Annotated in this window: 8 protein-coding genes; 6 read left to right on the top strand and 2 right to left on the bottom strand. The window is 64.9% G+C overall.

Features of this window, described 5'->3' with window-relative positions; genetic code table 11:
• The first annotated feature begins 53 nt into the window (after nt 1–53).
• From AC1DYW_RS21040 to AC1DYW_RS21030, 3 genes are all read left to right on the top strand, one after another.
• Entirely contained in the window at nt 54–1,001 is a 948-nt protein-coding gene (locus AC1DYW_RS21040) for an AEC family transporter (protein WP_477227497.1), read from the top strand.
• Between the two features lie 227 nt (nt 1,002–1,228).
• Nucleotides 1,229–2,686, top strand: coding sequence for an NAD-dependent succinate-semialdehyde dehydrogenase (locus tag AC1DYW_RS21035; protein WP_095087470.1), 1,458 nt, complete (start codon nt 1,229–1,231; stop codon nt 2,684–2,686).
• A 98-nt stretch (nt 2,687–2,784) separates the two neighbouring features.
• The gene (locus AC1DYW_RS21030; RefSeq protein WP_477227496.1) at nt 2,785–3,801 is read left to right on the top strand and encodes an aldose epimerase family protein; all 1,017 of its coding nucleotides are present in this window, start codon (nt 2,785–2,787) and stop codon (nt 3,799–3,801) included.
• A 140-nt stretch (nt 3,802–3,941) separates the two neighbouring features.
• Here AC1DYW_RS21030 and AC1DYW_RS21025 read toward each other — a convergent pair whose 3' ends face one another.
• Complete coding sequence (locus AC1DYW_RS21025; RefSeq protein ID WP_477227495.1) at nt 3,942–4,862, bottom strand: sugar kinase; 921 nt, start codon at nt 4,860–4,862, stop codon at nt 3,942–3,944.
• Between the two features lie 151 nt (nt 4,863–5,013).
• Between AC1DYW_RS21025 and AC1DYW_RS21020 the strand changes: the two genes are divergently transcribed.
• Both AC1DYW_RS21020 and AC1DYW_RS21015 read left to right on the top strand, forming a co-directional pair.
• Nucleotides 5,014–5,463 carry a FixH family protein gene (locus AC1DYW_RS21020; RefSeq protein WP_477227550.1) on the top strand — a complete coding sequence of 150 codons (450 nt, stop codon included), beginning with the start codon at nt 5,014–5,016 and terminating at the stop codon, nt 5,461–5,463.
• A gap of 7 nt (nt 5,464–5,470) precedes the next feature.
• Nucleotides 5,471–6,670 (top strand): cytochrome-c peroxidase, encoded by a 1,200-nt coding sequence (locus AC1DYW_RS21015; protein WP_477227494.1) that lies wholly within the window; start codon nt 5,471–5,473, stop codon nt 6,668–6,670.
• 1 nt (nt 6,671) lies between these two features.
• Here the strand turns inward: AC1DYW_RS21015 and AC1DYW_RS21010 are convergent, their stop codons facing one another.
• Nucleotides 6,672–7,124: an Lrp/AsnC family transcriptional regulator gene (locus AC1DYW_RS21010; protein ID WP_027029407.1), complete on the bottom strand. Its 453-nt coding sequence runs from the start codon at nt 7,122–7,124 to the stop codon at nt 6,672–6,674.
• Nucleotides 7,125–7,286: 162 nt separating this feature from the next.
• On the opposite strand from AC1DYW_RS21010, the gene putA reads away from it, so the two are divergent.
• Nucleotides 7,287–10,895 (top strand): bifunctional proline dehydrogenase/L-glutamate gamma-semialdehyde dehydrogenase PutA, encoded by a 3,609-nt coding sequence (gene putA / locus AC1DYW_RS21005; protein ID WP_477227493.1) that lies wholly within the window; start codon nt 7,287–7,289, stop codon nt 10,893–10,895.
• The last annotated feature ends 8 nt before the right edge of the window (nt 10,896–10,903 follow it).

The raw sequence follows: 10,903 nt of genomic DNA, 5'->3' as shown, positions 1-10,903 counted from the left end.
ATCAAATTCAGGCGCGATTGCGCCACGACCGTGGCTCGCCTATCACGGGAAAAATGTCTCCGCTCACCGAAACCGTGCTCTTCGTCTTCAGCCTTGTCGCGCTCGGCTATCTCGCCGGGGTCACAGGCTATCTCAGACCGGCGAGCGGCGAGGGGATATCCGATTTCGCGGTCAGCGTGGCGATGCCGCTGCTGTTGTTCCAGACCATGGTGAACGCCGATTTCCACGGCGTCGCGCCATGGTCCCTGTGGGGCGCCTATTTCGCGGCGGTAGCGATCACCTGGGCCGCCGGCCATCTCGTCACCACGCGGATCTTCGGACGGGATGCACGTGCCGGGGTCGTCGGCGGTGTGTCGTCGGCCTACTCCAATGTCGTGCTGCTCGGTGCCCCCTTCATTCTCGGCATATTCGGGCCGAGCGGCTTCGAAGTGCTGTCGCTGCTCGTCTCCGTGCATCTGCCGGTCATGATGATGGCGTCGATCGTCCTGTTCGAGATGTTCGGCCGGACTGGCAGCGAGCCTATGCACCCCTTGCGCATCATCCGCAGTTTCCTGCGGCGGCTGTTCATCAATCCACTGATCATCGGCATTCTTGCGGGACTGGCGTGGCGCCTCAGCGGCGTGCCGCTGCCCGACCTTGCCATGCGACTGGTCGATGCGCTGGCCGATACGGCCGGGCCGGTGGCGCTGTTTGCCATGGGGCTCAGCCTGCGCCGCTTCGGCATTTCGGGGAATGTCCGTCCGGCGCTGGCGCTTTCGGTGCTGAAGCTGTTCCTGATGCCGGCGCTGGTTCTCGCCTTCGTCTGGCTGCTCGGCCTGCCGCCCTTGACGGCGAAGGTGGCGGTCGTGATCGCAGCGCTGCCATCCGGCATCAATTCCTATCTCATCGCCGTGCAGTTCAACACCGGCCAGGCGCTGGCATCGAACCAGATGACCATCGCCACGGCCTGCGCCGCCGTGACGACTGCTTTCTGGCTGACGGTGGTGCTCCACGTTTTCTGACAGGTTATGCTGATATTCAGACAATGCCGGCCTGCGATCTTCATGCCATATGTCGGCCTGCTCTCGCCTCGGGCTGGCCCAACCCCTATATGCCATGTAGCGATTGCTTGCGGGCCTTGCCCTAGGTAAAGAGCAGTGGCTCCGGCGTGCCGGCTTCAGTTCCATGGCGCACGCTCACCGAAGACTTCACAGACCGGCCCGTCAGTGCGCCGAACGGAGGATAGACCATGCTTCAGAAAACCAGCCATTTCATGCGGCAGGCCAATCTCATCAACGGCGAATGGGTGCAGGCCGACAGCGGCCAGACGGTCGACGTCAACAACCCGGCCACCGGTCTCAAGATCGGCACTGTGCCGAAGTCGGGCAAGGCCGAGACCCGCCGTGCGATCGAGGCCGCCGAAGCTGCCTTCAAGTCGTGGCGCAAGACGACCGCGCTCGAGCGCTCGAAGCTGCTGCGCAAGCTGCACGACGCGATGATGGACAATCAGGACGTGTTGGCCGAATTGCTCACCATCGAGCAGGGCAAGTCCCTGTTCGAGTCCAAGGGCGAGATCGGCTCGGCCGCTTCCTACATCCTGTGGTTCGCCGAGGAAGGCCGCCGCACCTATGGCGACGTGGTGCCTTCGCCATGGGCGGACCGCCGCATCCTGGTGACCAAGGAACCGGTCGGCGTCATCGCCGCCATCACGCCGTGGAATTTCCCGTCCTCGATGCTTGCCCGCAAGCTCGGCCCGGCGCTTGCCGCCGGCTGCACCGCGGTCGTAAAGCCAGCCTCGCAGACCCCGTACTCGGGTCTGGCCTGGGGCGCGCTCGCCGAGGAAGTCGGTTTCCCCAAGGGCGTCATCAACATCCTGACCGGTTCGGCCAGCGAGATCGGCGACGAGATCTGCGCCAATCCGCTGGTGTCGAAGATCACCTTCACCGGGTCGACGGAGGTCGGCAAGCTTCTCATCCAGAAGTCCTCGGTCACCGTCAAGAAGGTGTCGATGGAGCTTGGCGGCAACGCGCCGTTCATCGTCTTCGACGACGCCGATCTCGAGCGTGCCGTCGCCGGCGCGATCACCGCCAAATACCGCAATTCAGGCCAGACCTGCGTCTGCACCAACCGCTTCCTGGTTCAGGCCGGCGTCTATGACAAGTTCGTCGAAAAGCTCGCTGCCGCGAGCAACGGGTTGAAGGTCGGTTCCGGCCTCGAGGACGGCGTGCAGCAGGGACCGCTGATCGACGAAAAGGCTGTCGAGAAGGTCGAGGAGCTGATTGCCGACGCGACTGCCAAGGGCGGCAAGATCGTCGCCGGGGGCAAGCGTCATGCGCTCGGCGGTTCGTTCTTCCAGCCGACCGTCATCGCCAATGCGACGCCCAAGATGCGCTTCATGAAGGAAGAAATCTTTGGCCCGGTCGCACCGGTGTTCAAGTTCGAGACCGAAGAGGAAGCCATCGCGCTCGCCAACGACACCGAATTCGGCCTCGCCTGCTATTTCTACACCGGCGATCTCGGCCGCGCCTTCCGCGTCATGGAAGGGCTGAAATACGGCATGGTCGGCGTCAATGAAGGCCTCATCACCACGCCCGAGGCGCCGTTCGGCGGCGTCAAGGAATCCGGCCTCGGCAAGGAAGGCGGACATCAGGGCATCGAGGACTACCTCGACACCAAATATGTCTGCATCGGTGGCCTCGGCCTCTGATAGGCTAGCTCCAAGCGGGCAGGTCTGTGACCTGCCCGCTTGAGTCGAGAAAACCAGCCGAAATTCTCTGAATCAACTGGCGTTTGCGAGCATGGCGAATGAAGGACGGTGAGGTTTTCGGTACGACGCAGGCAGGCGAGCCGGTGCGTCGCTTCGCGATCAGGGGTGGCGGTCTTACCGCCAACATCATCGGGCTCGGCGCAATCATCCAGGATTTGCGCCTCACCGGACACGATGCGCCGCTGGTGCTCGGCTACAACAATTTGGCAGCCTATGAGACCGACACCGCCTTCTTCGGTGCGGTCGTCGGCCGCTACGCCAATCGCATCCGGGACGGCCGCTTCACCATCGCCGGCCAGCGCTACCAGACCGAACGCAACTTCCTCGACAAGCACACGCTGCATGGCGGCTCGCAAGGCTTTTTCCACCGGCCGTGGACGGTTTCGCTGCATGGCAGGGATTTCGTCACGCTGACGCTGCATGATCCCGACGGCACGATGGGCTTTCCCGGCGCGCTCGACGTCACCTGCACCTACCGGCTGAAGATCCCCGGCACGCTCAGCGTAGAACTCACCGCGACCTGCGAGGAGCCGACGCTGTGCAACCTCACCCAGCATTCCTATTTCAACCTGGATGATGGTGGCGCCGGCGACATTCTCGACCACAGGATGATGCTGAATGCCGGCGCCTATCTGCCCGTCGATGGCGACATGATCCCGACCGGCGTGGTCAAGCCGGTCGACGGCACGCCCTTCGATTTCCGCCAGGCGCGGCCGCTGCGCATGGAGACCGAGGGCGAACAGCTGCCCTATGACCAGAATTTCTGCCTCGCCCCGACGCGTGGGCCGCTCAAACAGGCGGCTTGGACGCAAGGGGCGAGTTCCGGTGTCGAGATGGAGGTGTGGACCACGGAGCCCGGCGTCCAGCTCTACACCGGCCAGTACGTGACGCCGCGCAAGGGGTTGGAAGGGCGAGACTACAAGGCCTTCTGCGGGTTCTGCCTGGAGCCGCAGGTCTGGCCGGATGCGCCGAACCGGCCGTATTTCCCGCAGGCGACGCTGTGGCCCGGCGCGATCTACCATCATGTGACGGAATATCGGTTCCGGCTGCCCTAAGGTCTGTTGATATTCAGGTCAGGCCGGCCTGCAAATGGCTAATACCTGTGGTTCCGGTGCTCGCGTACCCAAACGTACGCTCCGCACCGGTTGTCGGAACCCGTCATTTTCGACTCGGCCCGACCTGAATCTCAACGGACCTAGCCGTCGAAAGCGGTTCGTAGAACCTCGAACGGGGCCAAGGCGCCGCGCACCTGCACCACGGCGGCGGCGACACGGTGCGCGCGCAATACGGCATCCACCGGGGCGTGACCGGCGAGGCGTGCAGCCAGATAGGCGCCATTGAAGGAATCGCCCGCGCCGGTTGTGTCGACGGGGGCGGCGACATGGATCGCCGGCACGTCGTGCGATGTTCCGTTGCCGGCAATCAGTGCCAGCGCCTCGCCGTTCTTGACGACAACTTCGCTGACCACTTGCCCAAGCCGGGCGGCGGTCGCTTGCGGCGTTGCATCGCCGAACAGCATCTGCTCATCAGGAAAGGTCGGCAAGGCGATGTCGGTGACGGCAAGCGCTTCGGCAATCGCTGCCTGCGCATCCTCGCGCCGGCGCCAGAGCCGCGGCCGGTAGTTGGGGTCGAAGGCAACAGTCGAGCCTGCCGCCCGCGCCCTGGCCACGGCCGCCAACAGCGCAGCCCGCGGGGCATCGTCCAGAATTGCCAAAGTGATTCCGCTGAAGTAGACAAGCGCCTGATTTTCCAGGTTTTTCGACAATGCAGGCGGATCGGAGGCGAGCTGCCGGGCGGCGGCGTCGCCGCGCCAGTAGGTGAAGGAACGCTCGGCGCCGGTCAAAGTGATCGCATAGAGGCCGGGCCGCGCCCCGGCTATGACCGGGCTGGAACCGATGCCGATGCCGTTTTCAGCGAAGAAAGCGATCTGGCCTTGCGAGAAGGGATCGTCGCCAAACGCCGAGACATAGGTTGCTGGCCGCTCACTGCTCAACGCGTGCAGCGCCCACAGCGTGTTGAACGTGTCGCCGGCAAAACCCATGCGCCAGTTCGGGCCTGTCTGGCCAGAGAGTTCGAGCATGCATTCGCCGATCGAGGCGACGCCGTTTCCCGCCATCTACAATCCTCCAGTGATCCCGGTGCTGTAGCTTTTTGCCACGGGCAGCGCCATGCTTGGCAAGCAGGCTTTTTTCCGCCACAGCGTTTTCCCACAGGCTGGCGGGATGCGATCCGCCCGGCAAAACGTTGTCTGCAGAAGAGGAACCGGTTTGGCATCGTTATGGCGTTATCTTCTGGCGGGTCTTGGTCTGGCTGCCTTGCTGGTCGGCATTCTCGCGGTCGTCTATCTGACGGCGCCGCGATCGGTGCAGCCTGCCGGTCCGGATGTCTCGCGGACGAAGAACACCGACAACGGGCTTTTCGTGGCAAGTTTTTTGCCGGAGCGGGGCGTCGTGCGGCAAGGCGAACTGGAATCCTGGCTGCTGACCCTGAAGACAAAGGCCGGCGCGCCGGTGGAGGGGGCCGCGATCGCGATTTCCGGCGGCATGCCGCAGCACAATCACGGCCTGCCGACCAGCCCGCAAGCGACCGACTATCTCGGCGACGGGCGCTACCGGATCGAAGGTGTGAAATTCACGATGAGTGGCTGGTGGCAACTGCACTTCGCCATCTCAGCCACGGCCGGCTCCGACACGGTGCTGTTCAACGTGGTGCTGTGAGCGACCGATGAGGCACTTTCCGCGTTTTCTGGCGCTGTTGGCGGCCATCGTCCTCGCCGGTTGCGGCAAGCCGGATTTCTCCGACGCCGAGAAGAAGACCGTCGCCTCGCTGGCACTGTCAACGCTGCCGTCGCTGAAGCCCGACACCACCAACCGCTTTGCCGATGTGCCGGCGGCCGCCGCACTCGGCTCGACGCTGTTCTTCGATCAGGGGATGAGCCGCGACGGCACGGTCTCCTGCTCGACCTGCCACAAGATCGACCGCCAGTTCCAGGACGACCTGCCGCAAGCGGTCGGCGTCGGCCACACCAACCGGCGGACCATGCCGCTGGCGGGCGTGGCGCGCGATCCCTGGTTCTTTTGGGATGGCCGCCGCGACAGCCTGTGGGCGCAGGCGCTGACGCCGCTCGAAAATCCGCTGGAGCAGGCGGGAAACCGTACCGCCTACGCGCATTACATGAAGGCGCGATTCGGCGAACGTTATGAGCGCATCTTTGGACCGCTGCCCGATTTTTCCGGCATGCCGTTGAATGCAAGCCCACTCGGAACCGATGCCGAGAAGGCCGCCTGGAACGCGATGAGTGATACGCAGCGCAACGCGATCAACGGCGTCTTTACCAATATAGGCAAGGCGATCGCCGCCTTCGAACGGTCGATCGAGCCGGCGCCGACGCGCTTCGACCGCTTTGCGCTGGATCTCGCCACCGGCGCCGAGGCCAAAGGCGATGCCGCCTTTTCCCAGGAGGAAATCCTCGGGCTGAAACTGTTCATCGGCAAGGCCAATTGCGTGACATGCCACAATGGGCCGCGCTTCACCGACAACAGTTTTCACAACACCGGCGTGCCACCGGTAGCGGATCTGCCGCCCGACCGCGGCCGCATCGATGCGGTACGCCAAGTCGAGGCCGACCCGTTCAACTGCCTGGGCGCCTACCGTGATGGCGACGCCAGTGCCTGCGGCGAGCTGCGCTTCATGGTCAAGGATGGGCCGCAGCTGATCCGGGCCTACAAGACGCCGTCGCTGCGCGGTGCCGCCACGCGTCCACCCTATATGCATGCCGGGCAGTTTTCGTCGCTCGACGAGGTGATCGCGCACTACGCAAAGGCTGCGCCCAGCGTTGAAGGGACATCCGAAATCCATCCGCTGGAACTGTCGGATCGCGAACGTGCGGCGCTGGTGGCCTTCCTGAAGACGCTGGCCGAGTGATCTACCGATCCTTGACCGTCTCCATCGCCACGAAGGTCGAGGTCTGGGCGACATGGGGCAGGGCCGAGATGCGTTCGCCAAGCACGCGGCGATAGGCGGCGATATCCCGGGTGCGGACCTTCAGCAGATAGTCGAAGCTGGACGCCATCATGTGGCATTGCTCGATCTCCGGTACCGCCTGAACGGACCGGTTGAAGGCATCGAGTGCTGCGGATCGGGTGTCGGACAGTTTCACCTGGACGAAGGCGACATGACCTTCGCCCATGCGCTCGCGGTCGATGATCGCCTGGTAGCCCCTGATGTAGCCGTCCTTCTCCAGCCGCTTGACCCGCGCCTGCACCGGCGTCTTCGACAGGCCGACCTTTGCCGCCAGTTCGGACATCGAAAGCCGGCCGTCACTTGCCAGCGCTGACAGGATATTCCGGTCGATGCGGTCCAATTGGTCTTCTGTCATCGAAAACACAGTCCATATGCCAAATCTCGACCGCAATGTTAGATCGAATGACCTAAAATGTCGATTTCTTCGGACCGACTGAAATTCGCACTTGTGCTAGCTTGCGCCATTCGGTCCGGTGACCGCCGGCCCGATCCCCTTTGCTCGATCCACGGGACCGCCATGCCGCTAGATACCATCCGCCAGCAGATCCGCGCCAACTATCTGCCCGACGAAGACGAGGCGGTGCAGCGACTGGCCGAGGCGACGGGGCATTCCGCGAAAGGCCGCAAGGCGATCTCGGCCCGCGCCGCCGATCTGGTGCGGGCGGTGCGCGGCTCGTCGGACCCCCGGCTGATGGAAGTCTTCCTTTCCGCCTACGGCCTTTCCACCAAGGAAGGCGTGGCGCTGATGTGCCTGGCCGAGGCGCTGCTGCGCGTGCCCGACACCGAGACGATGGACGATCTCATCGCCGATAAGATCGCGCCGCACGACTGGTCGGCGCATTCGGGCGGTTCGAGCTCCATCTTCGTCAACGCCTCGACCTGGGCGCTGATGCTGACCGGCCGCGTCCTCGATGAAGGCGAGGGCGGCATCGAAGGCACACTGCGCTCCATGGTGCGCCGGCTGGGCGAGCCGGTCATCCGCAAGGCGGTGGCGGCAGCCATGCGCGAGATGGGTGAGCAGTTCGTGCTCGGCCGCACCATCACCGAGGCCGTCAAGCGCGGCCGGCCGATGACGCAGAAGGGCTATCTCTATTCCTTCGACATGCTGGGCGAAGCCGCACGCACCGAGGCCGACGCGTTGCGTTATCATAAGGCCTATGCAGACGCGATTTCCTCGCTCGATTCCGGTTCCAACGGCCCGGACATCCGCCAGAATCACGGCATCTCGGTCAAGCTCTCGGCGCTGCATCCGCGCTACGAGGTGGCGCAGAAGGACGAGATGCTGCCTGTCATGGCCGAGCGGCTGTTGTCGCTGGCGCTGGCCGCGCGGCATTCGCGCATGGGTCTCAACATCGATGCCGAGGAGGCCGATCGCCTCGATCTGTCGCTCGACGTCATCGACCGGGTGCTGGCCGAGCCGGAGCTTGCCGGCTGGAACGGCTTTGGCGTCGTCGTCCAGGCCTATGGCCCGCGTGCCGCCTTTGCCATCGACTGGCTCTACGCGCTGGCGAAGAAATACGACCGCACCATCATGGTGCGGCTGGTCAAGGGCGCCTATTGGGACACCGAGATCAAGCGGGCGCAGACGCTCGGGCTTACCGGTTATCCCGTCTTCACCCGCAAGGCCAACACCGACGTTTCCTACATGGCTTGTGCCAAAAAGCTGCTGTCGATGACCGACCGCATCTATCCGCAATTCGCCACCCACAACGCCCACACCGTCGCCGCCATTTTGTCGATGGCCGGGGACCGCGATTCCTTCGAGTTCCAGCGTCTGCACGGCATGGGCGAGGCCCTGCATGAGACGGTGCGCAAGGCCGAAGGCACGCGCTGCCGCATTTATGCGCCGGTCGGCGCGCATTCCGATCTGCTTGCCTATCTGGTTCGGCGGCTGCTGGAGAACGGCGCCAATTCCTCCTTCGTGCATCAGCTAACTGACGAGGAGGTCGAGCCCGAGGACATCGCCCGCGATCCGCTCGAAACGGTCGAGAGCCAGGGCCCCGCCGCCAATCCGGCGATTGCCCGCCCTTCCCAGATATTCGGCGCTAGTCGCCGCAATTCGAAGGGTTTTGATATCACCGACACGGTGACGCTGGCGGCGATCGACAAGGCCAAGGCTGCGTTCGCCGGCCCCGATCGCTGGCATGCCAAGCCGATCACGCGGGCCGCCGGTTATGGCAAGCAACGGCCGATCGTCAATCCGGCCAAACCCGCGGAAGTCGTCGGCACGGTCAGCGAAGCCGCCGCCAAGCAGGTGGCGACCGCCGTGCGCATCGCCGTGGAGGCGCAGCCAGCCTGGGCAAAGCGTCCTGTGGCCGAGCGCGCCGCCATCCTCAATCGCGCCGCCGATCTCTATGAGGCCAACGCCGTCGAGTTCTTCGCACTGGCCACCCGGGAAGCCGGCAAATCGCTGGCCGACGGTGTGGCCGAGGTGCGCGAGGCCGTCGACTTCCTGCGCTACTACGCTGCCGAGGCGGCCAACGCCGAACCGGGCACGCAGGCGCGCGGCGCCATCGTCTGCATTTCACCGTGGAATTTCCCGCTCGCCATTTTCACCGGCCAGATCGCGGCGGCACTCGTCACCGGCAATTCGGTGATCGCCAAGCCGGCCGAGCAGACGCCGCTGATCGCCTTCCGTGCCGTCGAAATGCTACGCGAGGCCGGTGTACCGGAAGACGTCATCCAGCTTCTGCCCGGCGACGGGCCCTCGGTCGGCGGCCCGCTGACTGCTGATCCGCGCATCGCCGGTGTCTGCTTCACCGGCTCGACCGAAGTCGCCAAGCTGATCGAAAAGCAACTGGCCGAGACCGCCGCGCCCGACGCCATGCTAATCGCCGAGACCGGCGGCTTGAATGCGATGATCGTCGATTCCACCGCGCTGCCCGAACAAGCGGTGCGCGACATCCTGGCCTCGGCCTTCCAGAGCGCCGGCCAGCGCTGCTCGGCGCTGCGCGTGCTCTATGTGCAGAAGGACGTCGAGAAGAAGATGCTTGAGATGCTGAAAGGCGCCATGGAGGCGCTCAGCATCGGCGATCCCTGGCGGATTTCGACCGATGTCGGCCCGGTCATCGACGACGAGGCGCAGACTTCGATCCGCGATTACTGCACGAAGATGGGCCTGCAGGGCCGGCTGATCGCCAAGCTCGAAGCGCCGAAGGATGGCCGCTTTGTCGCGCCGCATGTCTTCCGGGTCAAAGGCATCGAGGACATGGAGCGCGAGGTGTTCGGGCCAGTGCTGCATGTCGCCACGTTCGACGCCGACGAGATCGACGCGGTCATCGCCGCCATCAACCGCAAGGGCTATGGCCTGACCTTCGGCCTGCACACGCGCATCGAGGGCCGCGTGCAGCATTTCGTCGACGGCATCCACGCCGGCAACATCTACGTCAACCGCAACCAGATTGGCGCCGTCGTCGGTTCGCAACCGTTTGGCGGCGAGGGGCTGTCGGGCACCGGGCCGAAGGCCGGCGGCCCGCACTATCTCCGTCGCTTCCGCAAGGGGCCGGAGGCCGGCACGCACATTGCCGAAGGCCACAAGGTCACGGCGACCGAACTTGCCGACAATCTGCCCGATCCGGCGTTGGGTGGCTGGTCGACGCGGCCCGACCGGATTGCCATCCTGAGGAAGCATCTGCGCGGCAAGGGTGCCGCGGCCATTGGCGCCGCCGCCGGCATCGACTTCGGCCAGGTCGACCTGCCCGGCCCGACCGGCGAGGCCAACACGCTGTCGCTGTCGCCGCGCGGACGAGTTCTGTGCCTCGGTCCCGATCAAGACACGCTGCTTGCCCAGGTGATCCAGGCACTCGCCGCCGGCAATGCGGTGCTGGCCGTTGCACCGGGCGCACCGGCGGCGCTGTCTGCGCTGACCGGCAAGGGCCTGCCGCTGGCCGCCATCGACGGCCGTCCGGATCCGGTCGAAGCGCGCTCGCTGCACGTCGATGTCGTCGCCTTCTCGGGCACTCAGGAGGCCGCGCGCATTGTTCGCAAGGTCATCGCCGACCGCTCAGGGCCGATCGTGCCGCTGGTCAGCGAGGTGCTCAACCCGGCGGCCTATGCGCATGAACGCGCCGTCTGTGTCGACACCACCGCGGCGGGGGGCAATGCCAGCCTGCTGGCCGGCTCCTGAAGGACCGG

This window comes from Mesorhizobium sp. P2_D5, from assembly GCF_056404355.1.
The sequence above is the reverse complement of the archived record's forward strand: the minus strand, read 5'-3'. Positions and strand labels throughout refer to the sequence as shown.

Bases quoted from the DNA above. Each gene is read 5' to 3' on its own strand.
- AC1DYW_RS21040 (WP_477227497.1), top strand. From the start codon at position 54: ATGTCTCCGCTCACCGAAACCGTGCTCTTCGTCTTCAGCCTTGTCGCG.
- AC1DYW_RS21035 (WP_095087470.1), top strand. From the start codon at position 1,229: ATGCTTCAGAAAACCAGCCATTTCATGCGGCAGGCCAATCTCATCAAC.
- AC1DYW_RS21030 (WP_477227496.1), top strand. From the start codon at position 2,785: ATGAAGGACGGTGAGGTTTTCGGTACGACGCAGGCAGGCGAGCCGGTG.
- AC1DYW_RS21025 (WP_477227495.1), bottom strand. From the start codon at position 4,862: ATGGCGGGAAACGGCGTCGCCTCGATCGGCGAATGCATGCTCGAACTC.
- AC1DYW_RS21015 (WP_477227494.1), top strand. From the start codon at position 5,471: ATGAGGCACTTTCCGCGTTTTCTGGCGCTGTTGGCGGCCATCGTCCTC.
- AC1DYW_RS21010 (WP_027029407.1), bottom strand. From the start codon at position 7,124: ATGACAGAAGACCAATTGGACCGCATCGACCGGAATATCCTGTCAGCG.
- putA (WP_477227493.1), top strand. From the start codon at position 7,287: ATGCCGCTAGATACCATCCGCCAGCAGATCCGCGCCAACTATCTGCCC.